The sequence below is a fragment of the Microbacterium sp. NPDC097977 genome, from assembly GCF_040302605.1.
Lineage (GTDB): Bacteria > Actinomycetota > Actinomycetes > Actinomycetales > Microbacteriaceae > Microbacterium.
Map to the genome: position 1 here is coordinate 1 of NZ_JBEOUR010000016.1, position 26,058 is coordinate 26,058.

Below are 26,058 nucleotides of genomic sequence, written 5' to 3' on the forward strand. Positions count from 1 at the left end.
CCGCCGCCGAGGACTACATCACGATGGCGCGCGCGAAGGGCCTGACCGAGCGGCGGATCATGTACCGCTACGCGGCCCGCAACGCCATGCTGCCCTCGGTGACCGCCTTCGGGATGTCGATCGGCTTCGTGGTCGGCGGCGCCCTGCTCACCGAGGTCGTCTTCGCCTACCCCGGCATCGGCTATCAGCTGCTCCGGGCCGTGCAGGCGCTGGACTACCCGCTCATGCAGGGCATCTTCCTCACCCTGACCGGCGCCGTGCTGGTCGCCAACTTCCTGATCGACATCTTCTACGTGCGGCTCGACCCGCGCGTGCGAGTGAGGTAATCATGTCCGTACAGAATTCCGGATCGAGCATGCTCTCGACGGCGACGACCTCGCGTCCCGGCGTCCCGGTGAAGAGCCCGGTGTACCGCGACCACCTGCTCGCGCGTCTGCTGCGAGACCGTCGTGCCGTGATCGGCCTCGTCATCCTGGCGATCTTCGTCGTCGTCGCCGTCGCCGCGCCGCTGCTGGCACCGGGCAATCCCCGCGCCTCGGTGGTCGCCGGCTCCGAGGCGCCGTCGCTCGCGCACCTTCTCGGCACGACGGCCAAGGGCGAGGACGTCCTCGCGCTTCTGATCTGGGGATCCCAGAGCTCGCTCGGGATCGGGTTCACCGTCGGAGCGCTGGCCACTCTCATCGGTCTGCTGGTCGGTCTGGTGTCGGCCTTCTTCGGCCGCGTCGTCGACGACGTGCTGTCGGTCGTGACGAACATCTTCCTGCTGATCCCCGGGCTGCCTCTCCTGATCATCCTCGCCGCGTTCCTCCCGCCAGGACCCGGGACCATCGTCATCGTGCTCGTGGCCACCGGGTGGGCCGGGTCGGCGCGAGTGGTGCGGTCGCAAGCCCTCTCCCTGCGCGGCAAGGACTACACCGACGCCGCGGTCGTGACCGGGGAGCGCCCGCTGACGATCATGTTCCGCGAGATGCTGCCCAACATGGCGTCCATCGTGATGAGCACCTTCCTCGCCTGCGTGATCTTCGGCATCGGGGCCCAGGCGGGACTGGAGTTCCTCGGCCTCGGCGACGTCTCGGCCATCAGCTGGGGCACGAACCTGTACTGGGCGAGCATCGAAGGCTCTCTCATCCGAGGCACCTGGTGGACCTTCGTCCCCTCGGGCGTCGCCATCGCCCTGGTGGCGTTCGCGCTCGCCCTCATCAACTACGCCGTCGACGAGATCACCAATCCTCGACTCGCCGGACGCACCAAGAGAAAGGACCGCCGGCGATGATCACCACACCGAGCGCGCGCGCGAGCAGCGCGCAAGCACCCGACGCAGCCGACGTCATCCTCGACGTCCGCGACCTCACCATCGCCTACGAGGTGAACGGACGATCCGTCACCGCCGTCGAGAACGTGTCCTTCACCATCCGCCGCGGAGAGACGTTCGGCCTGGCCGGCGAGTCCGGAAGCGGCAAGAGCACGATCGCGAACGCCATCCTCAAGCTCCTCGGCGGCAACGGCCGCATCGTCTCCGGGTCGATCCGCTGCGGCGACGTCGAGATCGAGCATCTGACCGGGGAGGAGCTGCGTGCGTTCCGGTGGAATCGCGTCTCGATGGTCTTCCAGAGCGCGATGAACTCCCTGAACCCCGTGATGACGGTCGGGGATCAGATCGTCGACGTCTTCACCACGCACCGGAAGATGAGGCGAGCGGAGGCGCGTGAGCGGGCGCGGCAGTTGCTCGAGCTCGTGGGCATCGACCCCGACCGGATGACGTCGTACCCTCATCAGCTCTCCGGGGGCATGCGTCAGCGCGCGGTGATCGCGATCGCCCTGGCCCTCGAGCCCGATCTGCTCATCATGGACGAGCCCACCACGGCGCTCGACGTCGTCGTGCAGCAGGAGATCATCAACGAGATCAAGGAGCTGCAGGCCCGCCTCGGGTTCGCGATCCTCTTCATCACGCACGACCTCTCGCTGATGGTCGAGATCAGTCAGCGCCTCGGCATCATGCGTCACGGCGTTCTGCTGGAGGTGGGGGACTCGGCCGAGGTGTATGCGCGACCGACGCACGAGTACACGCGACAGCTCATCGACGCCTTCCCGCCGGTGACTCGCGACCCGTCCGCGCCGGCACCGTCGACGGCCGCGGCCGTGGACGGACCCGCGTCGGATCCGGCCGCGGCGGGCGAGGTCGTGGTCTCGTTCCGCGATGTGACCAAGGACTTCATGGGCGGATCGATGTTCGCGCGTCGCAGCACCAGAGCCGTCGACGGCGCGAGCTTCGATCTGCACGCCGGCGAGATCATGGCGCTCGTGGGCGAGTCCGGCAGCGGCAAGAGCACGATCGCCCGCATCCTCGCACGGCTCGAGCAGCCGTCCGACGGACGCCTGATCGTCGAAGGCATCGATGTGCTCCGCGACGAGCCGCGGCGCGCGTCGCGGCGATACCGGAACACGGTGCAGATGGTGTTCCAGGATCCGTTCGGATCCCTGAACCCGACGAAGCGCATCCGTCACTTCCTCGAGCGCCCGCTCGCCATCTACTCCGACCTCTCCGCCGCACAGCGACGCGAGGAGGCCGCGGCCCTGATGCGCTCGGTCGAGCTCGACCCCGCGCTGCTGGACCGGCACCCGCACGAGCTCTCCGGAGGACAGCGTCAGCGGGTGGCGATCGCCCGCGCGCTGGCGGTGAACCCGAAGGTGATCCTCGCCGACGAGCCCACCTCGATGCTGGACGTGTCGGTGCGGATGGGGGTGCTGCAGCTGCTGAAGCGCCTCCGCGACGAGCGCGGCATCTCGATCCTCTACATCACGCACGATCTCGCCTCCGCGCGTTTCGTCGCGGACACGACGATCGTCATGCTCCGCGGAGCGCTCGTCGAAGGCGGCGCGAGCGCGGAGGTGATGGACGCGCCGCAGCATCCGTACACCCGGCTGCTCGTCTCGGCCGCCCCCGATCCGCTCCGACGCACCCCCTTCGACCGGGAGGATCGCGCCCGCGTCCGCGCGCAGATCCACACGATCACGGAGGGCCGATCGCCGGCGCAGGAGCGGCCGGCGCATCGATTCGTCTCCTCGACGCACTGGTACAGCCAGGACGGCGTCGCGTGAGAGCCGCGATCCCCGTCCCGACGATCCCCATCCCGACGACCCGCACCACGACGACCACCACGACTTCGAACTGAGAACCACGCAATGACGACGCCCCTCACCGATGCGACCAGTCGCCCGCAGGCCCACTTCGCTCCCGCGGAGAACTGGATGAACGACCCGAACGGTCTCATCCACCACGACGGCCTGTACCACCTGTACTTCCAGCACAACCCCGAGTCGGCGGAATGGGGGAACATGAGCTGGGGGCACGCCACCAGTCGGGACCTGCGGACATGGCAGGAGCACGCCGTGGCGTTGCGGTTCGACGACGACGAGCAGATCTTCTCCGGCTCCGTCGTGTTCGACGCGACGAACTCGTCGGGCTTCGGCGTCGACGGTCGTGCGCCTCTGATCGCGCTCTACACCTCGGCGACCGATCACGGCCAGGCGCAGGCGCTCGCCCACAGCGCGGACGGCGGCTACACGTGGACGAAGCACGGCGTGGTCCTCGACCGCGGTACCGCGGACTTCCGCGACCCGAAGGTGTTCCGCCATGGCGGCGAGTGGATCCTCGTCGCGGTGGAGGCGCTCGACCGGCAGGTGCACCTGTTCCGGTCCGATGACCTGCTCGCCTGGCAGCCGCTCAGCGTCTTCGGGCCGTTCGGTGCGCCCGAGGGCATGTGGGAGTGCCCCGACCTCTTCCCGGTGGACGACAGGTGGGTGCTGGCGCTGTCGGTGAATCCGGGGCATCCGGGCGGCGGCTCGGGCATGCAGTACATCGTGGGCGACTTCGACGGGGAGGCATTCACCCCGTCGCACTGGGACTGGCTCGATCACGGGCACGACTACTACGCCGGGGTCACCTTCAGCGGTCTGGAGGAGCCCGTGATGCTCGCCTGGCTCAGCAACTGGGCGTACGCGCGCGAGGTTCCCACGCACCCGTGGCGCGGCAGCATGGCGCTCCCGCGTCGGCTCTCGCTCCGCGGAGATGTGCTGCTGCAGCGGCCCGCCGTCGAGGTCGACCGTCCGGCCGCCTTCTCGTGCGAGCACGCCCCCGTCCCCGTGGGCGGATTCGAGCTGCCGCGGGAGGCGCAGGGAGCCGCGCTGCGCATCGAGCTCGCGATCCGTCCCGCTGAGGCGGAGGTCGAGCTGCACGTCCGTGCCGGAGCGGAGCCGGGCGATGCCATCGTCGTGCGGTACGCCGACGGCGTAGTGAGCGTGGACCGCTCCGGCGCGTCGAACACGTCGTTCTCGGCCGACTACGGGCTCACCTCGTCGGCGCCCGCGGAGGTGCGCGACGGCGTTCTCGACCTCGACGTCTGGGTCGACAGCACTTCGGTCGAGGTGTTCGTCGACGGGGGCGCGGTCACGATCAGCGAGCAGATCGTGACCACGGACGAGCGGGTCGGCGTCCGCATCGCGGCGAGTCGCCCCGGGGCGACGATCGATTCGCTGGTGATCACCGATCTGGACCGCGCATGATCGGCGCGGCTACCGAACCGGTCGATGCCCTCGTCATCGGCGAGGCCCTCGTCGACGTCGTCGACGACGGCACGTCGACGACCGAGCACCCCGGGGGCAGCCCCGCCAACGTCGCGCTGGGGCTCGGCCGTCGCGGCCTGGATGTCGCACTGCTGACCGACCTCGGGCGCGACGCGCGGGGGAGTCGGATCGTTCGCCATCTGGAACGATCGGGCGTGCGGGTGCTGGGCGGATCCTTCTCCGACCGGCCCACCTCCTCCGCGACCGCGACCATGCGCGAGGACGGCTCGGCGTCCTACCTCTTCGACGTGCAGTGGAACCCCGGGGCGGCGCCGCTGGCGGTCGCCCCCGCACTCGTGCACACCGGGTCGATCGGTGCCTTCCTCTCGCCGGGTCGCGCGACCGTGCTCGCGCACCTGGATCGGCTCGATGCGCGCCTCGTCACGTTCGACCCGAACATCCGCCCCGCCCTGCTCGGCACCCATGCCGAGACGTTCGCGGATTTCGAGGAGCTGGCCTCTCGGGCGGATGTCGTGAAGATGAGCGACGAAGACGCCGAGTGGCTGTATCCGCGGCTGTCGCCGAGCGAGGTCGGCGAGCGGGTGCAGGCCCTGGGCCCGCGGCTGGTCGTGATCACCCTCGGCGCCGACGGCGCGCTGCTCGTCGCTCAGGGCATCGCCGTCTCCGTCGCCGCAGCTGCGGTGTCGGTGACCGACACGATCGGCGCCGGCGACACCTATATGAGCTCGCTCATCGCCGACCTGTTGGCCGCGGATCGTCCTCTCGACCGGTCGACGGTCGAGCGTCTGGGCATCCGTGCCGCCGGTGCCGCGGCGATCACGGTGTCCAGGGCCGGAGCGGACCTGCCCTGGGCGACGGATCTTGCGACGGCCGCGCTGCCGTCGTTCGACGCGATCGGCGGGCGAGCGCCTGCCGTCGCGCACCCCTAACGGCAGCGCCGATGCTGCCCTCAACGGAAGGTGATCATGGACACTCCTCACGCGCTCTCCCGCCGCGCACTCCTCGCAGGGGCGGGGGCCGCCGCGATCGGCGGCTCGCTCGCCCTGGTGGCCGGTGAATCCGCCGCCGCCTCGACACTCGCTCCCGCGACTCCTGCCGCAGCGGGAGGTCCCTCTTCGAAAGGACGATCGCGCATGCGACCGACGTACCACTTCAGCGTGCCCGACAACTGGAAGAACGACCCGCAGCGGCCGATCTACCTCGACGGCGAGTACCACTACTACTACCTCTACAACGCCGACTACCTCGAGGGCGGAGTCGGCACGTCGTGGCGCCGCGCGACGACTCGTGACCATGTCGAATTCCGCGACCGCGGCGAGGCGATCCCGAAGTTCAGCGACGCCAACGGAGACTGCTGGTCGGGATCGCTGGTCGTCGACGAGCAGAACACGGCGGGATACGGTGCCGGTGCCGTCATCGCCCTCGTCACGCAGGCTCCGGAGGGGCGACAGGCGCAGTACCTCTGGTATTCGACCGACCGAGGCCGCTCCTTCCGCCCGGGTGGCACGGCGCCGGTGCTCGCCAATCCCGGAACGCCGGACTTCCGCGACCCCAAGGTGATCTGGGACTCCGACCGGAACCGGTGGTTCATGGCCAATGCGGAGGGGCAGACGATCGGCTTCTACGCGTCTGCCGATCTGCGCTCCTGGACGCGGGTGGGGGAGTTCGTGCGCACCGACCTCGGCCTTCTGGAATGTCCGGACATCTTCCGGATGACGGCGGACGACGGAACCTCCCACTGGATCCTCGGCACCAGCGGAAACGGCAAGGCTCGCGGCCTTCCGGCCACCTACGCCTACTGGACGGGCCGCTTCGACGGCGCATCGTTCGTCACCGACCGCGACGAGCCGGAGTGGCTCGACTACGGCTTCGACTTCTACGGTGCGGTCACCTACCCGAACCATGACACGACGGGCGCCGAGGATCCGACCCTCCGGCGCGTGATCGGCTGGGCGAACTTCTGGGACTACCCGCACAACACCCCCACGCTCGCCACCGACGGCTACAACGGCGACGACATGATCGTCCGTGACGTCCGGTTGAAGCGGGGGACCGACGGCTACTATCTCGCCTCCGCCCCCACCGCCGCGCTCGCCGACCACGTGACGCGCACGCACAATCTGGGCGATGTCGAGGTCACCGGGACGCGGGATCTCGATCTGCGGGAGCTGGCCTACGAGATCTCCTGCGAGATCGTCTGGGATGCCGGGTCTCCGCCGGCCAACGTCGGACTGGAGATCTGCCGCGCTGCCGGCGGCGGGCGCCACGTCGCCGCGGGAGCATATCTCGCGGGTGGATTCGCGTACGTCAACCGGCGTCCGACCATCAACCCGACCGGCGGCGAGACCCAGACTCCGGTCGATCCCTCGGCCGGGCGACTGAGCCTGCGGATCCTCGTCGACCGCACGAGCGTCGAGATGTTCGTCGGAGACGGCCGTGCCGTGCACTCGCACCGAGTGTTCCCGCTGGAGGGCGACAACCGCATCCGCCTCTACTCCCATGAAGGGACGAGCACGTTCCGGGGGCTGACGGTGAAGCGGCTCGCGTAACGGCCGCATCTCTCCCCGCGCGCCTCATCGGTGCTCGGGGAGAGTCGGGCTCGACCAGCCCGGATCCCGCCCGAGCTGCGCGGCACGGGAGACGGATGCCGCGCCGAAACGCTCGCGCAGTGTGTCGAGCACGCCGTCGAGACGCTGCTCGTCGCCCCAGTCGATGGGCAGCTCGGGTTGCACGCGCTCGGCGCTGTCGAGCTGCGACAGCGAGATGCCGAGGAGGGTGATGCCGCGGTCGGTGATCTCGGGCTGTGCGGCGGCCAGCAGCCGCCGTGCCGTGGTGAGCAGGATCGCCGTGCGGTCGGTCGGCGTGCCGACGGTGCGCGACCGGGTCGCCTTCGTGTAGTCGCCGAAGCGCAGGCGCAGCACGACCGTGCGGCAGACGCGCTCACCGTCGCGCAGCCGTCGCGCGAGGCGGTCGATGATCTCGGTGAGGAGGAGATCGAGTTCGTCGGGCGAGCGCGGACGGCTCCCCAGGGCGCGCTGCGACCCGATCGAGCGGCGTCGTCGGGCGGTGTCGACCGGGCGGGGGTCTCGCAGGCGGGCGAGCGCATGCAGGTGCGCTCCGGCCGCGGTACCCAGCATGCTCTCGGCGGTCGACGCCTCGAGTTCGGCGAGCTGGCCGACGGTCCGGATGCCGTAACGGTGCAGCTTCTCGGCCGTCACCGCTCCCACGCCCCACAGACGCTCCACCGGCAGTGGAAGCAGGAATTCCTCTTCTCGGTCAGGTTCGACGACGAGCAGCCCGTCGGGCTTGCTGACCGCGCTCGCCACCTTCGCGAGGAACTTGGTGCGCGCCACGCCGACCGAGATCGCCAGCCCGACCTCCGCTCGCACGCGCTCGCGCAGGCGAGTGGCGACCTGCTCGGGTGTGCCGGCGATGCGCCGCAATCCGCCGACCTCGAGGAAGGCCTCGTCGATCGAGAGACCCTCGACCAGAGGCGTCGTGTCGCGGAAGATCGCGAAGACGTCGCTGCTCGCCGCGGAGTACGCCTCCATGCGCGGGGGCACGACCACGGCATCGGGGCACAGGTCGCGCGCCTGCCTTCCGCCCATCGCGGTGCGCACGCCGCGGGCCTTGGCCTCGTAGCTCGCCGCCAGGACGACGCCGCCCCCGACGATGACCGGCCGCCCGCGCAGTGCCGGTGCATCCCGCTGCTCCACCGACGCGTAGAACGCGTCGAGGTCTGCGTGCAGCACGGTCGCCTCGCCCCGCATCCCGGCCTCCCGTCGACGCGCCGATCATCGCACGGGCCGGGGACACTGCTCAGATCGGGAGAAGCCGGGACGAGAAGGAGCGGATCCGCCGGAAGAGGGTGTCGAAGGCCGCGTCGAAGGCGGCGGCGGTGCCGACCCTGGCCGGATCGCGGATGGACCAGTGCAGGTCGTCGCCGTCGCGCAGCCGCTCGTGGGCGTCGTCGCACACCGTGATCACGAGGTCGCCGTCCGCACGGACGTCGTCGATGTGCTGCGGGGGATGGTCTGACGCGATGGTGAGGCCGTGGCGGGCGGCCGACGCCGTCGCCTCGGGGTTCACCGTGTTCGCGGGCCGCGTTCCCGCCGATGCGACGTCGACCGTGCTCGTCTCGCGCCAGATGGCCTCGGCGAGCTGCGACCGCGCCGAGTTCGCGGTGCACACGAACAGCACGCGCTGCGGCGGCACGATGCTGGCGGGGGCGAGAGTGTCGAAGACCTCGGGGCGGAGGCCGATGTAGTTGCGGCGTCGGTCGAATTCGGAGCGCGAACGGGTGATGATCTGCGCCGACTCGAGAACGCCGAGATGGTGCGCGATCAGATTCGAGCGCAGATCCAGGGCCGTCCCGATCTCCGAGGACGACAGATCTCCGATCGTGAGCAGATCGACGATCCGCAGGCGCGTCTGATCCGCAAGGGCGGCGAAGATCCCCGTTCGGCGTTCCAGATCGGTCATCACCTTCATCACTATCAGACACTCACAGATCTGTCCACGGCTATTGACTCAACGCCGACTGACCATATCGTGGTCCCACGGGTCCGCAGAGGCGGCCCAGGAGAGGAATCCACATCATGGGTATCGGAACCGGCATCGCGCTCATCGTCATCGGAGCGATCCTCGTCTTCGCGCTCAACATCGACACCGGCGGATTCGTCGATCTCGATCTGATCGGCTACATCCTCATGGGCGCCGGCGCCCTGGTGTTCCTGATCAGCCTCATCTTCGTCACGCGCAGCAGGCGCACCGAGACCGTCGCCCGCACCGCGGTCGACCCCGCGACGGGCGAGCGGGTCACGCGGAGGAGCATCCGCGACAACGAACCCCTCGCCTGACCCCGCGTGTCCGACGCCGCCCGTCGCGACGCCGCGCTGCTGACGGCCGTCTCCGCCGTCGTCGCCTTCGTCGCGTTGCGCAGCGTCGTCGCGATCGGCGGGCACCGGCCGCTGGCGATCGATGTCTGGTGGCACGACCTCATGGGGGCAGCGTCGAGTGACGTCGGCATCGTCATCGCATGGGTGCCCGCCGTCATCGGGGGCACCATCGGCATGATCCTGGTCGGCGCCGCTCTGGTCGTCCTCCTGCTCTGGCGCGGACGGCGAGGCGACGCCGTGACGCTGGCGACCGCCATGGTCGCGGTCGTCGCCGTCGGTGCGACGATGGCGGCCGTGATCGGCCGGACGCGCCCCGCGGACTCGCTGGCGGAGAGCGTGGCCACCTCCTTCCCCTCCGGGCACACCGCGGTCGCGACGACGGTCGTCGTCGTTCTCGGCATCGCGCTCCGTCGTCGCCTCGTCTGGGTGTTGGGCGCGATCTGGGTCCTCACGATGATGTGGAGTCGCACCTACCTCGCGGCGCACTGGCTCAGCGATGTCATCGCAGGAATGCTCGAGGGCATCGCCGTCGCCACCCTCGTCTGGGTGTGCGCCGAGGCCGTCCGTGATCGTCATGCCGCCCACCTGTCCGACACCCCTCCCTTCGAGCACTCCGACGAAAGCGCCACCACACCATGAATGTCCCCACATCCGCTGCCGGCACCGCCAGGGCAGCACAGAGCAGTACGGCGTTCCGCATCCTCGCCAGAGTCGGCTACGTCGTGCTCGGCATCCTGCATCTCCTCATCGGGTTCATCGCCATCTCCCTCGCGACCGGCGGGGGCGGGGGCAGCGCCGACCAGGGCGGAGCGCTGTCGCAGATCCAGCAGTCGCCCGCCGGCACCGCCCTGCTGTGGATCATCGTGCTCGGGCTGTTCGCGCTCGCGATCTGGCAGATCGCGGAGGCGGTCGTCGAGCGCGATCCCGATGCCAAGAAGAAGTGGGCTCACCGCATCAAGTTCGCGGGGACGGCCGTGGCGTACGTCGCGATCGGGGCGACCGCGCTCGTGTATGCGCTCGGCGGGCGGTCGGAGTCCTCCGATTCGTCGCAGTCCTTCAGCGCACGGCTGCTGGCCGTGCCCGCCGGGGTCGTGCTGCTCGTGGTCGTGGGCCTCATCGTCGTCGCGGTGGGCGTCGCGTTCATCGTGCGGGGCGCCACCCGGGCGTTCACGAAGAACCTCTCGCTGCCCGGCGGCGCGGCGCGCTCCGGCATCATCGCGTTCGGCGTCGCCGGCTACATCGCCAAGGGGATCGCGGTCGCCGTCGCCGGCGTGCTGTTCGTCATCGCCGCTCTCACGCACGATCCCGAGACGGCCGGCGGTCTCGACTCCGCGTTGCGCAGCCTCGCCGGGCTGCCTTTCGGTGCGGTCATCCTCTGGGCGGTCGGCGCGGGGCTCGTGGTCTACGGACTGTTCTGCGTCGCTCGAGCGCGGTACGCGAGGATGTGACGCCCCAGCCTCCCGGGGGAGGGTGACGGGGATGGTTGCTCCAGGTCGACAGTTGCGCTTTAGCAACCATCGGGAGTATAGTTGATTCTTATCAACTTTCTACACAGGAGCATCCCACTGTGACCCACGTCTCTTCCTCTTCTCTCGCTGAGCCCACGCGCTCTCCGCGTGAGGTCTTCACCGCGATCTCCGGCCTCGTCGTCGGCATGTTCGTCGCCGTGCTCTCCGGCACGGTCGTGTCGACCTCGATGCCTGTCATCATCGCCGACCTCGGCGGCACCCAGTCCCAGTACACCTGGGTCATCACCGCGAGCCTGCTGGCGACCGCCGTCTCCACCCCGATCTGGGGCAAGCTCGCCGACCTCGTCGACCGCAAGGTCCTCGTGCAGATCTCGCTCATCATCTTCACCGTCGGCACGGTGATCGCGGGATTCTCGACCGACACGAACATGCTCATCGCGGTGCGCGTCATCCAGGGCATCGGCGTCGGCGGTCTGATGTCGCTCGTCATGATCGCGGTCGCGCTGATCATCTCGCCCCGTGAGCGCGGCAAGTACATGGGCGTCGTCGGCGGCATCATGGCCCTCGGCACCATCGGCGGCCCGCTGCTGGGCGGACTCCTCACCGACGTGTGGGGCTGGCGCTCCAACTTCTTCGTCGGCGTGCCCTTCGCGCTCCTCGCGCTGGTGCTGCTGCAGTTCACGCTGCACCTGCCCAAGCCGCAGCGCGACACCAGGGTCTCGATCGACTACTTCGGCATCGTCCTGCTCGCGGTCGGCGTCTCGACCCTGCTGATCTGGGTGTCGATGGGCGGCAGCCAGTTCGACTGGGATTCCTCGACCAGCATCATGCTCGTCGTCACCGCCGCGGTCGCGATCGCCGGATTCATCACCGTCGAGTTCTTCGTCAAGGAACCGATCGTGCCGATGTCGCTGTTCCGCAACCGCACCTTCACGCTCTCCGTCATCGCGTCGATCGCGATCGGCGTCTCGATGTTCGCGACCTCGGTGTTCCTCGCGCAGTACTTCCAGCTGGCCCGTGGCGCCACACCCACGGAGTCCGGCCTCATGACCATCCCGATGATCATCGGTCAGATGGGTGCGTCGATCATCATCGGCCAGCTGGTGAGCCGGTTCGGCAAGTGGAAGGGCTGGATGCTCACGGGCTCCGCGCTCACCACGATCGGCGTGAGCCTGATGGCGACGCTGCGCTACGACACCCCGTTCCCGCTCGTCGCGACGTACATGTTCGTCCTCGGCGCCGGGCTCGGCATGGTGATGCAGAACCTCACCCTCATCGTGCAGAACGACACGAACCCGAAGCAGCTGGGGGCCGCGTCGTCGAACGTGAACTTCTTCCGCACCATCGCCGGCACCATCGGCGTGACGGTCATGGGCTCTCTGCTGTCGACGAGCGTCGCCTCGTACATGTCCGACGCTCTCGAGGGATTCACGCCGACCACTCCTGACGAGGTCGACGCGCTCACCCACCTCGCCTCGGGCGATGTGCCCAAGGTGACGCAGCTCCCCGACACCATCCGTGCGATCGTCGAGGGCGCCTACGGCCATGGCATCGCGGATGCCTTCATCATCGCCATCCCGCTCGCCGTGATCTCGATCATCGCGATCGCGTTCATCCGCAACAAGCCGCTCTCGACCAAGAACGCCGCCGAGCAGCTGCGCGAGCAGGCCGAGGAGTCGGTGCTCGACGTCTCGGAGGCGGAGGTCGGGGCGAACATGTCGACCGGCACCATCCGGATCTCGGCAGCGCAGGCGTCCACCGCCACCGGGTCGGTGACCGTCCTCGAGCACGACCGCGAGGATGAGCAGGGCCGGGAGTCGAGGAACTGAGATGACCATCTCAGACGCGGCGGTGTCCGCAGATGTGGACACCGCCCTCGGCGACCTCCAGACGCATCTGAACCTCATCTTCGCGAGGACCAGGACGCTCTGGCGCGAGTCGGCGGCGCGCATCGACCCCGAGCTGCAGGTCGGCGGTTACAAGCTGCTCGCCTTCATCGACCGCGCGGGCTCGGCCAGCGCACACGAACTGGCCGAGCGGTTCGAGATGGACAAATCCGTCATCAGCCGGCACGTGCGGATGCTCGAGGAGCTCGGGCTCCTGGCCTCTCGGGCGGACGAGCGGGACGGGCGGCTGCGCGTGCTGACGGCGACGCCGTCGGCCTGCGCCGCCCTCGCCGAGCTCCGCAGCGACCACGCCTCGCGACTGCGCACCGTCGTCGCGGAGCTGACGCCGGAGGAGATCGACGCCGCCTCCAAGGTCTTCCGACTGCTCGCCGAGGTCTGAGCGCCGTAACCGAACGATCGCCTCCTGTGTCGTCTCGGGTTGTCGATCGACGTCTTCTGTGGTTCAGTCGAATGTCTTGACTGCGCGAGTCGGCGTCCCAAGACCGGACAGAACGGTGCTTCGGTGAACTGGATCGCCTCCAACCTCGGCCTGATATTCGATCTCACGATCAATCACGTCCGTCTGGCGATCGTGCCCATCCTCCTCGGCTTCGTGATCGCGGTGCCGCTGGGGTGGGTGGCCAGTCGCAATCGCATCGCCAGGACGTTCATCATCACCACGGGCAGCCTGCTCTACACGATCCCGTCGCTGCCGCTGTTCGTCATCCTGCCGGTCATCCTCGGCACCCGGATCCTCGATGACACGAACCTGGTCGTGGCGCTCACGATCTACGCGGTCGCGATCATGCTGCGCTCGGCCACCGATGCGTTCGGATCCGTCGATCGGGCGATCATCGAGTCGGCGAAGGCCGTCGGCTTCTCGCGAGGCGGCCGGTTCTGGCGCGTCGAGTTCCCGCTCGCCGGGCCGGTGCTCGTCGCCGGCCTCCGCGTCGTCTCCGTGTCGACCATCGCCCTCGTCTCGGTGGGTGTGATCATCGGCTCCGAGAACCTCGGCTACCTCTTCCAGAACGGCAAGCAGCGCGGCATCCTCGAGGAGGTCGTCGTCGGGATCGTCATGAGTCTGCTCATCGCCCTCGTCTTCGATCTGATCCTGGTGGCGATCGGGCGGGTTCTGATGCCCTGGAGCCGCGCGGCCGGCGCACGTGCGCAGGGTGGCGCGCCCACCGGCAGCGACACCACGGCCGCCGATGCGGGTGCCGGCGGCGGTCGGCTGCTCGCGCCCCCGGGAGCGGGTGTCTGATGAACTTCTTCCTCGACGCCATCGCCTGGATCTTCGATCCCGCCAACTGGGTGCCGGGCTCGCAGAGTCCGCTGCCCATCGGCGACCGGCTCGTCGAGCACCTCCTCTACTCGGGGGTCTCGCTCGCCATCGCGATGCTGATCGCTCTTCCGCTCGGCTTCTACATCGGGCACACCGGGCGCGGTCGGCAGTTCGTCATCGGCTTCACCGGTGCGATGCGCGCCCTCCCCACGCTGGGGCTCCTGTTCTTCCTCACGATGGTGCTGCGCTCCGGCCTCAGCACCACTCCGGCCGTGCTCGTAGGCTCCGTCATCGCGTTCGTCCTGCTGGCCATCCCGTCGCTGCTCGCCGGCGCCTACGCGGGGCTCGAGAGCGTCGGCCGCGAGGCGATCGATGCGGCGCGCTCGATCGGGATGACGGAGATGCAGATCCTGCGCAAGGTCGAGATCCCGCTCGGTCTTCCCGTGATCATCGGCGGGATCCGCTCGGCCACCCTGCAGGTGATCGCGACGGTGACGATCGCGTCGTACGTCGGACTCGGCGGCCTGGGGCGCATCATCTCCTCCGGCATCGGCCTCAACGACTACACCGTGATCCTCGGCGGCGCGCTCCTGGTCACCGCCCTCGCCCTCGTCATCGACGGCGTCTTCGCGCTTCTCCAGCGTCTCACCCGCACTCGGGGACAGGCGAGGCGTCCCCTCCGCAGCGTTCAGCGAAACAGATCGGATGCCGCTGTGGCGCCGATCCTCGACGAAAGGACCCCCGCATGACCTCTCGAGCCCGCAAGACCTGGCTGACAGCCTGCCTGCTCGCCGTCAGCACCACCGTCGCACTCACCGGCTGCGCGACCTCCGACCCGACGTCGTCCGGCGGCGAGTCCGGCGGGGCCGCCGACGGCGACGCCATCATCGTGGGCTCCTTCGCCTTCCCCGAGAGCGAGATCCTCGGCGAGATCTACGCGCAGGCGCTCGAGGGCGAAGGCTTCGACGTCTCCACGAAGTTCAACATCGGTCCGCGACAGCAGACCATCCCCGCTCTCCAGGACGGGTCGATCAACCTCATCCCGGAGTACAACGGCAACCTGCTGGCCTACTACGACACGGCCTACGAGGAGCGGACGACCGAGGACGTCGACGCCGCGCTGCCGGATGCCGTGGGTGCAGACGATCTGCAGGTGCTCGACTCGGCTGAGGCCGAGGACAAGGACGCCTACGTGGTGACGAAGAAGACCGCCGAGGAGAACGACCTGAAGGCGATCGGCGACCTGAAGGCGCTGGAGCCCTTCTCGCTCGCCTCGAACCCGCAGTTCGGCGAGCTCGGGTACGGCATCCCGGGCCTGCGCGACGTCTACGGCGTCGGCACGGAAGCCGGTCAGGTCACGTTCGTCCCGTACGAGGACTTCGGCGGCCCCGACACCGTGCAGGCGCTCGTCGACGGCACGGTGCAGGTGGCGGACATCTACACGACCTCTCCGGCGATCAAGTCCGAGGATCTCGTCGTGCTCGACGACCCCGAGAACATGATCTCGGCGCAGAACGTCATCCCGCTGCTCTCGAAGGACATCTACACGGACAAGCTCGCAGAGGTGCTCAACGCGATCTCGGCGAAGCTCACCACCGACGACCTGATCGAGCTGCGCAACCGGGTCGAGGGCGACGAGAAGGCATCGGCTGCGACGGCGGCGGAAGAGTGGCTCACCGCCGCAGGCCTGCTCGACAAGTGACCGTGCGGACGGATCACCCGTCCACGATCTGATCGACGCCCCGCTGTCGCACCGGCAGCGGGGCTTCGCCGTATCATGGCGATCATGAGTGCCTCTTCCGACGAACACGCCGGACCCGACGCATCCGCCCAGGACGCCGCATCCGCGGGGGCTCTCGATCTCGACGAGGCGGTGTCGCGCGTCGAGCACGAGCTGGGGCGGCTCTTCGCCCGCATCCGCGTGAGCTGGCGGGAGGCGGCGCAGACCGTGCATCCCGATCTTCAGCCGCTCGGCTACCAGGTGCTCACTTCGATCGCGACCGGCAAGGCGACGTCGGCCGGCGCGATCATCGAACGACTGCAGACCGACAAGACCGCCGTCAGTCGCCAGGTGCGGCAGCTCGAGCAGCTCGGGCTGGTCGAGAGCGTGCGGGATCCCGACGATCGGCGAGCGCGGGTTCTCGTCGCGACCGCACTCGCTCAGGAGAAGGTCACGGCCGCGCGCTCGCGCTATGAAGCCCGACTGGCCGCGCGGCTCGGCCAGTGGTCGCAGGCCGACCTCGATCGCTTCGCCGAGATGCTCTCGGAACTCGGTGGCGGGGCATCCGACGGTGCGGACGGCAAGACTCCGGCATCCTGACCGGGAATACGCGACGAGCGACGCGACTTGACCCTCACTGTGAGTCTTTACGAGCCCGCCGTCTTCGGCGCCCTTCCGCTGTCCAACCGCGTCGTCATGGCGCCGCTGACCCGCACCCGTGCGGACGATGACGGCGTGCCCACCGAGACGATGGTGGAGTACTACCGTCAGCGCGCGGGGCAGGGTCTCATCCTCACCGAGGGCACGTGGCCCGCGGCCGAGGGCAAGTCGTACCCCGGACAGCCCGGCATCGTGACGCCCGCGCAGATCGAGGGCTGGCGTCGCATCGCCGACGCCGTGCACGAAGAGGGCGGCACGATCGTGATGCAGCTCATGCACGGCGGTCGCGTCTCGCACCCGGCGATCTCCGGAGAACCCCGCGTGGTCGCGCCGAGCGCTCTCGCCGCTCCCGGTCAGACGCACACGCCCGAGGGCAAGGTCGACATGCCGGTCGCGCACGCTCTGACCCTCGACGAGATCCCCGAGGTGATCGAGCAGTTCGTGCAGGCCGCCCGCAACGCGATCGCCGCCGGTCTCGACGGCGTCGAGGTGCACGGCGCCAACGGCTACCTGGTGCAGGAGTTCCTCTCGCCCGTGTCGAACGTCCGCGACGACCGGTACGGCGGGTCTCCGGAGAACCGTGCGCGGTTCGCGATCGAGGTCACGACCGCGGTCGCCGAGGCCGTCGGCGGCGACCGGACCGGCATCCGCCTGTCGCCGCAGCACAACATCCAGGGCGTCCTCGAGGAGGACGACGCCGATGCGCTCGCGACCTACCTCGCCGTCGCCGACGGGCTCCGCCCGCTGGGCCTCGCCTTCGTCGACATCCTGAACGCCGCCCCCACGGGCGAGCTCGTCCAGCGCATCCGCCGCGCGCTCGGTGCACCCCTGATCATCAACTCGGGATTCGGGCTCGTCACGACCCGGGAAGAGGCCGAAGGCCTCGTCGACGACGGATGGGCGGATGCCGTCGCCGTCGGCCGCCCCGTGATCGCCAACCCCGACCTCGTCGAGCGCTGGCGTCAGGGAGCCGAGCTCAACGAGCCGCGCCCCGCGCTGTTCTACGGCCGCACCGGCGAGGGCTACACCGACTACCCCTCGCTCGAGACGGTGCGCACCGGCGCCTGAGCGGAGAACGCCTGTCGGATCCCGAACCTGAGCGATCCGACAGGCCTGGCGCGTAGCCTGAACCCCATGACGCTCACGAAAGCCCGCACCGCCGCCGAGGTCGTCGACTGGCGACGCCGTGTGTTCGCCCTGTACGACGCCGTCCGGCAGGCGGAATCGCCGGAGGAGGCGCACGAGCTCTGGCGCATCGAACGCGACGACCTCATGCTGCATCACCCGGCGACTCCGCTGCGTGCGGGCGACAGGGCCCTGTTCGAAGGGCTGCCCATCGCCTCGTACGATCCGCAGTGGCGTTTCGAGCTGCCGATCCTGCCCGCCGATCCCGGCGGATTCGACTTCGCGACCGGAACCGACGGCGTCGTGCCGTTCGAGCGCATCGGCAGGGTGGAGATCCCCGACACCGGCTCGCTCGACATCTGGCGCCTGACGACTTATGGCGGGGGATTGTTCATCCCGGTGCGCGACGCGCTGGCCGGACGCCCCGGCGGCACCTACGGGGGCGGCCGCTACCTGATCGACACGATCAAGGGCGCAGACCTCGGATCGGATGCCGAGCGCGGCACGATCGTCCTCGACTTCAACTTCGCCTACAACCCGTCGTGCGCCTATGACCCGGCATGGGCCTGCCCTCTGGCGCAGCCGGGCAACGTGCTGTCGGTGGCGATTCCGGTGGGCGAGATGTACGCGGGCACCGCCGACTGACCGCCCGGGTCAGCGCCGGACGCGCGCCCGCGTCTTCGCGACGCTGCTGAGCGTGGCTCGGACCGGCGTGCCCAGGTAGAGGCCGAGCGAGGCGCCGGAGGCGAGCCCGATCCCGATCACCGCGGCGCCGATCAGCGATCCGCCCGTACCGACCACGCCGCTCTGCGTCCCCACGGCGTGCACCATCTCGAGCAGCCCCTGGAACACCGCGACACCGGGCACCAGGGGGACGATGGCGGCGGTCGTGACGGCGACCGACGGCACATGCAGGTTGCGGGCGATGAGCATGCCGATGAAGCTCGAGGCCAGCGCGCCGATCGCGCTCGCCGCGGCCGGATGCAGGTTGAGACCGGTCATCGCCGTGTAGCCGGCGATGGTGACGGCGCTCAGCAGCGCGCTGACGAGGATGATCCTGAGGCCGGCGCCGTTGAAGACCGCGACGGCGATCGCCACGATGATCGCGCCCGCGAACTGGTTCACCAGCGGCCCGAAGGGGGCGGGATCATCGGGGAGTCCCATGGTGAAGCCGAACACCTTGCCGAGCTCGAGTCCGACGAGGATGCCGATCACCACGCCGAGCGTCTGCATCGTGAGATCGAGGATGCGTCCGCCTGCGGTCAGCGCGAAGCCGTCGATCGCATCCTGCGCGGCGCCGACCACGGTGAGCCCGGCGAGCATGAGCACGATTCCGGACGCCACGATGATCGAGGGGCGGATGCCGACGAACGGCTCGATCCCGGCCGCGCCGAGCGCCGACACCGCCACGGCGACGATCGTGGTCACGAATCCACCGGCGATCTGGCTGAAGAAGAGGGGGACCCTGATGCGGGCGAGGCCGGCCTGGGTCAGTGCGGCGCAGAGAGCGGCCACGAAGGTGAGCCCGACGACGATCGGCGATGCTCCCAGCATGATGCTGACGCCGACGGCCAGCAGCGCCCTGGCCACGATCACCACCGGCTGCTGGTAGCGGAAGGGGAGCCGGCGCAGCGCCTTGAAGGCGATGCGAGCGGATTCGAGGTCGAGCCCGTCGTCGATGTCGGCGACGAGTGCCTGCACCCGCTGCAGCTTCGCATGATCGGGGGCGGCGACGCGCACGACGCGGACGAGGGTCTCGGGCCAGACCTCGCCGCTCAGGTGGAACGAGACGGTGATCGAGTTGTAGGTGACGTCGACCTGCACGTCGCGCATGCCGTACGCCGCGCAGATGCGGGTGATGGCGAGGGTCACCTCGTGCGCCGACGCGCCCACTCCGAACATCGATTCACCGATGCGGGTGGCGAGATCGAGGACCCGCGGCACCGTGCGCTCGTCGATGACGGGCATGGCCTCGGTGAGGGCCACAGCCGACGGATCGGTGTGCAGGACTCTGCGCACGGAGGCGAGCAGTCGCCGTGGGGGATTCTGGGCCATAGCCTCATTCTCCCGCCTCGGAGACGCGTGTTCCGGCGACCCGCAGGACTGCGAGCGGATCGTCGGGACGACGTCAGGCGAAGGCCGGGGTCGGTGCCTTCTGGACCGGCGCGGAGGCGGGCTCCGAAGGCTCCGGGACCAGGTAGAGGCCGCTGGGGGCGTTCGCGGTGAACGCGAGAGCCTCGATCCAGTTGCGGTTGATCGAGGGCTGCCTGCTGCCGCTGTACTTGAACACGAGCGAGCTGCCGGCGTGCACCCATACGGTCGTGCGTCCGCCGCCCACGCTCATGTCCTCGCGCCAGGTGAACGAGAACGGCTCACCGCGACGCAGCTTGGTGGTGATGACCAGCTGCAGGTGCGTCAGCGCCCGGTCCTCGATCTCCGCCTTGACGCTTCCTTCATAGACGAGCTTGCCCATCGTGATCTCCTCAGTTCGCCACGGAACCCGTGCCACGCGGTGCAATCAGGATGATCACTGGCGGTATTCCAGCTTCCCACAGATACCCACCCCTCGGGCTGCGATCTCTCTCAGGATCAGTGCGCATGGCGTGACGTCGGCACCCGGGTCGAGCGTCTGTCAACCCTCTGTGCCGATCCGCCGACGGGTGTGGAGTCTGGAAGACCGGTGAACGACGAGGAGGACGAACGATGAAGGCACTCACCTGGCAGGGCACCCGCTCCGTGGCGGTCGAGGAGGTGCCGGATCCCGTGATCGAGCATCCGACGGATGCGATCGTGCGGATCACCTCGTCGGCGATCTGCGGCTCGGATCTGCACCTGTACGAACTCCTCGGGCCGTTCCTCGACCGGGGCGACATCCTCGGTCACGAGCCCATGGGCGTCGTGGTGGAAGTCGGAGGCGCGGTGAAGGACCTGGCCGTCGGAGACCGTGTCGTGGTGCCGTTCACCATCTCCTGCGGGCACTGCTTCTTCTGCCTGCGCGGCCTGCAGTCGCAGTGCGAGACGACCCAGGTGAAGGAGTACGGCAGCGGAGCCTCGCTCTTCGGCTACACCAAGCTCTACGGGCAGGTGCCCGGTGGACAGGCGGAGTACCTGCGCGTGCCGCTCGCGGACTACAACCACATCAAGGTCGCCTCCGACCTCCCCGATGAGCGCTACCTGTTCCTCAGCGACATCCTGCCGACGGCGTGGCAGGGCGTGGAGTACGCGGAGGTCCCCGAGGGGGGCACTCTCGCCGTGATGGGTCTGGGGCCGGTCGGCCAGTTCGTGGCGCGGATCGGCGCGCACCGCGGATACCGTGTGCTCGCCGTCGACCCTGTCGCCGAGCGGCGCGATATGGCCGCACGCCACGGCGCCGAGGTCTTCGACCTCACCGACGACATCGTCGAGCAGCTGAGGGACCTCACAGGAGGGCGAGGTGCGGATGCCGCCGTCGACGCCGTCGGCATGGAGGCTCACGGAAACCCTGGCGTCTCGCTCGTGCAGAAGGCGGTGGGCCTGCTCCCCGATGCGGCGGCCCGGCAGGTCTTCGACAAGGCGGGCATCGATCGCCTCGCCGCGCTGTATTCGTCGATCGACGTCGTACGACGCGGAGGGACGGTGTCTCTGAGCGGCGTGTATGCGGGAGATGCCGACATCCTGCCGATGAAGACCATGTTCGACAAGCAGATCAGCCTGCGCATGGGGCAGTGCAACGTGAAGCGCTGGATCGACGACCTGATGCCCCTGGTCGAGGACCTCGCGGATCCGCTGGGCGTGATGGACCTCACCACCCACACCGCGCCGCTCGAGGACGCACCGAAGCTGTACGAGACATTCCAGCGCAAGGAGGACGGCTGCATCAAGGTGGTGCTGCAGCCCTCCGCGGTGTGACGGTCAGGCGGCCCCGTACGACGGGGCCGCCTGATCCCGTCCCACCCGCCCGCGGATGAAGAACAGTGCGATGAGCCCGACCACGATCACCGCGGGGTTCCCGACGCCCGCGAGCGAGCTCAGGGCTCCTTCCACCGGATAGGCGGTGTGCAGAAAGATGCTGGGATCCGTGCTCGCGTGCAGCAGGATCGGCGCGATGATCGTTCCCGTCACCCGCATCGCGAGGTACATGCAGACGCCGAAGGCGAACGTGTAGACGAGCTGGAACAGGGTCGCGGGCAGCGACTGGCCAGTGAGGAGGTTGCCGGCGTGCAGCGCCGCGAACAGCGCCGACGAGATCACCGCCACGACGATCTCGCGCTGCCCGGCCCGGCGGAGCAGCGTGACCACGAGTCCCCGGGTGAGCACCTCCTCGGCGAAGCCGATGAAGAGTCCCGTGAGCAGCCAGGTCGCGACGACCTGCGTCCCCGCGGCTTCGTAGTCGAACGAGAGCAGATGCAGCACGTTGAACAGGAGCACCACGGCGACAGCGATCCACATCCAGCCGCGCCCGCGGATCGGCTGCGGACGGAAGAGCTGATGCAGCCAGCCGACCGACGCGGCGAAGCCGACCAGGAGCAGGCATCCGATCAGGATCGGCGCGGCGTAGAAGACGAGGATGCCCGCTGCGCTGCCCGGATCGTCGATCTGCGTGGCGAGCGGTGTCAGCAGCAGCGAGAGGCCGTTGTAGAGGACGAAGTACACGACGACCAGCACCACGGCACGCCACCAGCCACCGCGGTCCCAGAAGCGGGTCCAGCCCGACCGTGTCGCCTCGCTCATGGATCTCCCGTCGCATCCGCGACGGTCGCGGCCCCTTCGCACCAATATATGGGTTGGTTCCCTCCGCGCGGCAGAGGCGGATGCCGGTACGGATCACGCGGTGCGGGGCAGGCGGCGTGGGGCAGGCGGTGCGGGTCAGGCGGCGAGACCTTCGGCGAGGTACGCCAGCCGGTGCAGCGTCTCGGAGTTCCGCCAGCGCAGCAGGGGCGTCGTGAGCACGCCCGGCAGCAGCGTGGCCGGTCCGCTCACGGGCTCCTCGTCGATGCGCACCATCGTTCCGTCGCCGTACGAGCGCACGCGCAGGGTGACGCGTGCTTCGCCGATCGGCCAGCCCTTGGCCCGCATCACCATGCGGTGCGGCGGATCCCATTCCTCGACCACGGTCGTGTCGTCGAGGAGCGCCGGCCAGACCCCCACCGAGTGGTGGAGTTCGGCGCCCGGCCGGGGCCAGGTCTCGTCGACGTCGCGCATCCTCGATGCGCCGACGACCCAGGCGGGGTAGAGCCAGCCGTTCCCCAGAACCCGGAACACGTCCTCCGGGATGCAGCTCATCGTGCGTACGTTCTTCGCCATGTCGACTCCTGTTCTCGGTCACGCGGTCGCGGGTTCTCAGTCACGCGGACGCGGTCCGTCTGCGGCGATCCTCCCTGTATCGTGCGGGCCGGTCACGCCCTTGACCGAGGGGGTTGACGGCCGTGCTGCGTGATGCACCGAGGGAACGGGCGCCCTGCGATGCGTGCCCGTTCCCTCGGTGGGCCTCCGCCACAGGCCGGGCGCGTGACCGGCTACGGTAGGGCACATGTCGCAGGCCTTCCGGATCTTCGCGCGCATCGTCGCCGGGCACTGGCCCGCGCTCATGGCGTGGTACCTCGGGGGAGAGGCTCTGCACCGGGTGCTCATCGAGCTCGCGGGTTTCGTCGGCGGCCACACCACACTCGGCGGTCTGCTGCTGCTGCCGCTCGCGGTCGCCGCTCGACTCGTCTCGTACGTCGCGATGTACCTGACGGTGCGGCCGTCGCTGCCGCACAGCCGCAGAGAGGACGCCGGAGGCATCCGCGAGTTCGCCTCCGCCACGCTGGCCGCGATCCTGCCCTTCTTCGCGTTCTACACGGCGTGGGGCCTGCTCGACGCCGACCAGATCGAGTTCTTCCAGATCGCGAATTCGGTCGCGGTCGCGGGTGTCGGATACGATCCCGCTCAGCTCGGCGACCGAGGCGGCCTGATCGCGGTCGGCGTCCTGCCGCTTGCCGTGCTTCTCGTCGCCTTCGTTGCGCGTCTGCTCTTCGCCCGCTACGCCGCACGGTTGCCACGCTGGACGATCATCCTCGCGACGTACGCCGAGGCGCTGTGGACGTTCATGCTGTTCATGTTCGTCGCCCGCTGGTGGGCGGGGGTGCTCGACTGGTTCTCCCAGCGAGAGGCGGTCGGCTGGGTGCAGGGCGTCGGCGACTGGTTCGCCGTCAATCTCGCCCCGGTCGCGATCGTGTGGGAGGGAGCGGCCTGGGTCGTCGGCATCCTGGTCGCGGCCCTCATCGTGCCTGCGGCCTGGCTGACGGTCGCAGGCGTGATCTTCGGCACCACCTTCGATTCCACCCCCTCTCTCGGGCGCTGGGGGGGAGCGGCGGCGCGAGGCGCGGCGCGGAGCGCGGCGATGAGCGTCGCGCGCACCCTGGTGATGCGCCTGGAAGGGCTGTGGGCCGCAGTCACCGTGATCTGGCGAGGAGGACCGCTGCTCTACGGCGCCTACGCGCTCGCCTACGCGGCCTGGGCGCTCGCCGAGCAGGCGGGGACCCGCGCCGTATTTCAGCTGATCGGCGGCCACGAGGCATCGTTCTGGGCCGGACTCTTCCCCCTGGTCACTGTGGCGGTCGCTGCAGTGACCGAGCCGCTCAGGGTCGCGATCGTCGTGACGGCATACGACGGGGTGCTCGGTCGACCTCAGTCAGAGCTCGACACCCGACCCTCACGGGTCGATGTCGAACCGGGCGAGATCGTCGTCGCTGCCCTCGATGTCGAGCCGGAACGGCCCGTCGGCGTCGTCGGGAAGCAGGAAGACGAGCAGGATCCGGTACGCATCCGTCTCGACGGTGCATGAGCTCTCGCCGTCATCGGACGAGACCTCGAGGCCCTTTCGCGAGCTGATCCAGGTGCGCGATGAGTCCGGCTCGGTGAGTGTCGACCGGCCGCAGAGCGAGGCGTCGAGACCTCCGCTCGACGACAACCGCACGCTGAGCGTGCGCGAGCCCGACGGAGCCTCGAACTCGCCCCACTCGGTGGCGCCGAGTGTCAGGGTCTGCCCGGCGATGTCGACGCTCGTGTCGGCCTCGACGACCCGGTCGGTCGGACGCGCGCTCGGCAGGATGTCGAGCCAGATCGTGACCGCGACCATCGCGACAGCGGCGACGACGAGCGCGATCAGCGCCGTGCGTTGCCTGCGCCACCAGCTCACGGAGTGCTCCATGCGGGGGCCTCGATGTCGAGGGTCGGAACTCGTGGCAGGTCGTCCAGAGCGAGGGATATGGCGATGAGGTCGTCGAGCTCGGCGGTGTAATACGAGGTGGTCAGGCGCAGCTCCGCGGTTCCCGCGACGACGTCGGGAGGCAGCTCGAACGCCAGCATGCCCTCGGTGTCCGTGCCGACCCGCAGCGGTGCACCCTTGAGAGTCGTCGCGACCCGTTCGCTGGAGTGGAACACGCGGTCGCCGATCGCCAGCGCCGCCAGCTGGATCGCGGCATCCGCCTCGGTGGTGGGTGCAGAGGCGGTGACCCTCACCACGAGCCAGTTGCCCTCTGCGCTCCAGTGGGAGGTGGGAACGGCGACCTCATCGGCGAAGGTCGCGTCGGACGCCGTCGCGATCAGAGAGCGCGACTGCACGGCGTCGCCGACCGCCCCACGCAGCAGAAGGGGGCCGATCACCGCGTCGTCGCCGGGGGTGACGGCGGTGAGCGCTCCGGCGCCGAGCAGCAGCACGCCGCCCAGGATCCAGGGGCGGGCGCGCTTCATCGCGCATCCTCCGCGGCGACGGTGATGCGCGCGCCGACTTCTGCGGCGCGCCAGCTGACCGCAGTCGACGAGATCAGCACTCTCCCGCGACGCACCTCCGCCTCGTGTACGTCGAGCGAGACCTCGCCGTCCGAGAGCGCCTCCTCCGGCACGGTCCAGGCGAAGGTGACCTGACTGGGCACGCCCGGCTGGAGGATCACCTGTCCGGCCGAGCCGTCGGCGCGCCAGACCGACACGGAGGCATCGGTCGCCGTCGCATCCGCCAGATCGAGGAGTGGGCCCGGGATATTGATGATGTTGGTGGAAGTGCGGTCGGCGGTGGTGCCGACGCCGATCGGAGCATCCGTCAGGTTCTCCATGCGCGTGGTCATCACGAGGAGCTTTTCGCCCGGGTCGGCGCTCAGATACTCGGATTCGATCTCCGTGGCGACCTCGGCGCCGAGCACCGTGATCGCGTAGGTCGACATGCGTGCCTCGTCGCCGACGCCGAGTTCGGGCGGGTGCACGGTGGCCCGGGTGAAACCGCCCGTCACGCCCACCACGAGCAGGACAGCGGTGGCCGTCGCCGCGGCGATCCAGATTCCCCGTGGTACGTCGAGGATCGCCCGACCCCACCGCGCGATGATCGCGCGCGCGGACAGCACGGGCGGGGCGGTGTCATGACCCGCTCCCTCGTGATCCCCCGTCATGCTCACGGGGTCAGCCTACTCACGCCCTTCGC

At 69.3% G+C, this 26,058-nt stretch carries 27 protein-coding genes; 19 read left to right on the forward strand and 8 right to left on the reverse strand.

Going from position 1 to position 26,058, the window contains the following annotated elements; translation table 11 throughout:
* The 6 genes from ABTZ43_RS05805 to ABTZ43_RS05830 all read left to right on the forward strand — a co-directional run.
* A partial coding sequence (locus ABTZ43_RS05805) for an ABC transporter permease (RefSeq protein WP_350538146.1) occupies positions 1–326 on the forward strand: 326 nt, incomplete at its 5' end.
* Positions 327–328: 2 nt separating this feature from the next.
* On the forward strand, positions 329–1,273 hold the full coding sequence (locus ABTZ43_RS05810) for an ABC transporter permease (RefSeq protein WP_253384359.1): 945 nt from the start codon (positions 329–331) through the stop codon (positions 1,271–1,273).
* Positions 1,270–3,099, forward strand: coding sequence for a dipeptide ABC transporter ATP-binding protein (locus tag ABTZ43_RS05815; protein ID WP_350538147.1), 1,830 nt, complete (start codon positions 1,270–1,272; stop codon positions 3,097–3,099). The genes ABTZ43_RS05810 and ABTZ43_RS05815 overlap by 4 nt, the downstream gene beginning before the upstream one ends.
* 84 nt (positions 3,100–3,183) lie before the next feature.
* A complete protein-coding gene (locus ABTZ43_RS05820; protein ID WP_350538148.1) occupies positions 3,184–4,563 on the forward strand; it encodes a glycoside hydrolase family 32 protein in 1,380 nt (459 codons plus the stop codon).
* Positions 4,560–5,513, forward strand: coding sequence for a PfkB family carbohydrate kinase (locus tag ABTZ43_RS05825; protein WP_350538149.1), 954 nt, complete (start codon positions 4,560–4,562; stop codon positions 5,511–5,513). The genes ABTZ43_RS05820 and ABTZ43_RS05825 overlap by 4 nt, the downstream gene beginning before the upstream one ends.
* A 36-nt stretch (positions 5,514–5,549) precedes the next feature.
* Complete coding sequence (locus tag ABTZ43_RS05830; RefSeq protein ID WP_350538150.1) at positions 5,550–7,133, forward strand: glycoside hydrolase family 32 protein; 1,584 nt, start codon at positions 5,550–5,552, stop codon at positions 7,131–7,133.
* Positions 7,134–7,157: 24 nt separating this feature from the next.
* Here the strand turns inward: ABTZ43_RS05830 and dinB are convergent, their stop codons facing one another.
* Together dinB and ABTZ43_RS05840 are read right to left on the reverse strand one after the other, a co-directional pair.
* Positions 7,158–8,354 (reverse strand): DNA polymerase IV, encoded by a 1,197-nt coding sequence (gene dinB, locus ABTZ43_RS05835; protein ID WP_350538151.1) that lies wholly within the window; start codon positions 8,352–8,354, stop codon positions 7,158–7,160.
* A 49-nt stretch (positions 8,355–8,403) separates the two neighbouring features.
* Entirely contained in the window at positions 8,404–9,066 is a 663-nt protein-coding gene (locus tag ABTZ43_RS05840; protein WP_350538152.1) for an arsenate reductase/protein-tyrosine-phosphatase family protein, read from the reverse strand.
* Between the two features lie 116 nt (positions 9,067–9,182).
* Between ABTZ43_RS05840 and ABTZ43_RS05845 the strand changes: the two genes are divergently transcribed.
* The 11 genes from ABTZ43_RS05845 (at position 9,183) to ABTZ43_RS05895 (ending at position 18,269) form a co-directional block, all read left to right on the forward strand.
* A complete protein-coding gene (locus tag ABTZ43_RS05845; RefSeq protein WP_056415682.1) occupies positions 9,183–9,443 on the forward strand; it encodes a DUF6458 family protein in 261 nt (86 codons plus the stop codon).
* A 6-nt stretch (positions 9,444–9,449) separates the two neighbouring features.
* Positions 9,450–10,121, forward strand: a complete 672-nt coding sequence (locus ABTZ43_RS05850; protein ID WP_253384346.1) for a phosphatase PAP2 family protein — start codon at positions 9,450–9,452, stop codon at positions 10,119–10,121.
* Complete coding sequence (locus ABTZ43_RS05855) at positions 10,118–10,930, forward strand: DUF1206 domain-containing protein (protein ID WP_253384344.1); 813 nt, start codon at positions 10,118–10,120, stop codon at positions 10,928–10,930. The genes ABTZ43_RS05850 and ABTZ43_RS05855 overlap by 4 nt, the downstream gene beginning before the upstream one ends.
* 119 nt (positions 10,931–11,049) lie before the next feature.
* A complete protein-coding gene (locus tag ABTZ43_RS05860) occupies positions 11,050–12,780 on the forward strand; it encodes a DHA2 family efflux MFS transporter permease subunit (protein WP_149422390.1) in 1,731 nt (576 codons plus the stop codon).
* 1 nt (position 12,781) lies between these two features.
* The gene (locus tag ABTZ43_RS05865) at positions 12,782–13,237 is read left to right on the forward strand and encodes a MarR family winged helix-turn-helix transcriptional regulator (RefSeq protein WP_056415692.1); all 456 of its coding nucleotides are present in this window, start codon (positions 12,782–12,784) and stop codon (positions 13,235–13,237) included.
* Positions 13,238–13,360: 123 nt separating this feature from the next.
* Positions 13,361–14,098, forward strand: a complete 738-nt coding sequence (locus tag ABTZ43_RS05870; protein ID WP_350538153.1) for an ABC transporter permease — start codon at positions 13,361–13,363, stop codon at positions 14,096–14,098.
* Positions 14,098–14,868, forward strand: coding sequence for an ABC transporter permease (locus tag ABTZ43_RS05875; RefSeq protein WP_149422392.1), 771 nt, complete (start codon positions 14,098–14,100; stop codon positions 14,866–14,868). Before ABTZ43_RS05870 ends, ABTZ43_RS05875 begins: the two co-directional genes overlap by 1 nt.
* Positions 14,865–15,821 (forward strand): ABC transporter substrate-binding protein, encoded by a 957-nt coding sequence (locus tag ABTZ43_RS05880; protein WP_350538154.1) that lies wholly within the window; start codon positions 14,865–14,867, stop codon positions 15,819–15,821. The genes ABTZ43_RS05875 and ABTZ43_RS05880 overlap by 4 nt, the downstream gene beginning before the upstream one ends.
* Positions 15,822–15,905: 84 nt before the next feature.
* Entirely contained in the window at positions 15,906–16,439 is a 534-nt protein-coding gene (locus ABTZ43_RS05885) for a MarR family winged helix-turn-helix transcriptional regulator (protein WP_350538155.1), read from the forward strand.
* 39 nt (positions 16,440–16,478) lie between these two features.
* The gene (locus ABTZ43_RS05890; RefSeq protein WP_350538182.1) at positions 16,479–17,567 is read left to right on the forward strand and encodes an alkene reductase; all 1,089 of its coding nucleotides are present in this window, start codon (positions 16,479–16,481) and stop codon (positions 17,565–17,567) included.
* A gap of 66 nt (positions 17,568–17,633) precedes the next feature.
* Entirely contained in the window at positions 17,634–18,269 is a 636-nt protein-coding gene (locus tag ABTZ43_RS05895) for a DUF1684 domain-containing protein (protein WP_350538156.1), read from the forward strand.
* 9 nt (positions 18,270–18,278) lie between these two features.
* Here ABTZ43_RS05895 and ABTZ43_RS05900 read toward each other — a convergent pair whose 3' ends face one another.
* Positions 18,279–19,679: a threonine/serine exporter family protein gene (locus tag ABTZ43_RS05900; RefSeq protein WP_056415706.1), complete on the reverse strand. Its 1,401-nt coding sequence runs from the start codon at positions 19,677–19,679 to the stop codon at positions 18,279–18,281.
* Between the two features lie 73 nt (positions 19,680–19,752).
* Entirely contained in the window at positions 19,753–20,097 is a 345-nt protein-coding gene (locus ABTZ43_RS05905; RefSeq protein WP_056415709.1) for a DUF7882 family protein, read from the reverse strand.
* A gap of 230 nt (positions 20,098–20,327) precedes the next feature.
* Here ABTZ43_RS05905 and ABTZ43_RS05910 point away from each other — a divergent pair, with 230 nt between their 5' ends.
* On the forward strand, positions 20,328–21,512 hold the full coding sequence (locus ABTZ43_RS05910) for a zinc-dependent alcohol dehydrogenase (protein ID WP_149422398.1): 1,185 nt from the start codon (positions 20,328–20,330) through the stop codon (positions 21,510–21,512).
* Between the two features lie 3 nt (positions 21,513–21,515).
* Here the strand turns inward: ABTZ43_RS05910 and ABTZ43_RS05915 are convergent, their stop codons facing one another.
* Together ABTZ43_RS05915 and ABTZ43_RS05920 are read right to left on the reverse strand one after the other, a co-directional pair.
* Positions 21,516–22,334, reverse strand: a complete 819-nt coding sequence (locus ABTZ43_RS05915; protein ID WP_350538157.1) for a CPBP family intramembrane glutamic endopeptidase — start codon at positions 22,332–22,334, stop codon at positions 21,516–21,518.
* Between the two features lie 135 nt (positions 22,335–22,469).
* Positions 22,470–22,907 (reverse strand): SRPBCC family protein, encoded by a 438-nt coding sequence (locus ABTZ43_RS05920; RefSeq protein WP_056415718.1) that lies wholly within the window; start codon positions 22,905–22,907, stop codon positions 22,470–22,472.
* Between the two features lie 226 nt (positions 22,908–23,133).
* Between ABTZ43_RS05920 and ABTZ43_RS05925 the strand changes: the two genes are divergently transcribed.
* Entirely contained in the window at positions 23,134–24,429 is a 1,296-nt protein-coding gene (locus tag ABTZ43_RS05925; protein WP_350538158.1) for a hypothetical protein, read from the forward strand.
* A gap of 350 nt (positions 24,430–24,779) precedes the next feature.
* Here the strand turns inward: ABTZ43_RS05925 and ABTZ43_RS05930 are convergent, their stop codons facing one another.
* Together ABTZ43_RS05930 and ABTZ43_RS05935 are read right to left on the reverse strand one after the other, a co-directional pair.
* Positions 24,780–25,337, reverse strand: a complete 558-nt coding sequence (locus ABTZ43_RS05930; protein WP_149422402.1) for a hypothetical protein — start codon at positions 25,335–25,337, stop codon at positions 24,780–24,782.
* Complete coding sequence (locus ABTZ43_RS05935) at positions 25,334–26,032, reverse strand: hypothetical protein (protein WP_350538159.1); 699 nt, start codon at positions 26,030–26,032, stop codon at positions 25,334–25,336. Before ABTZ43_RS05935 ends, ABTZ43_RS05930 begins: the two co-directional genes overlap by 4 nt.
* Between the last annotated feature and the right edge of the window lie 26 nt (positions 26,033–26,058).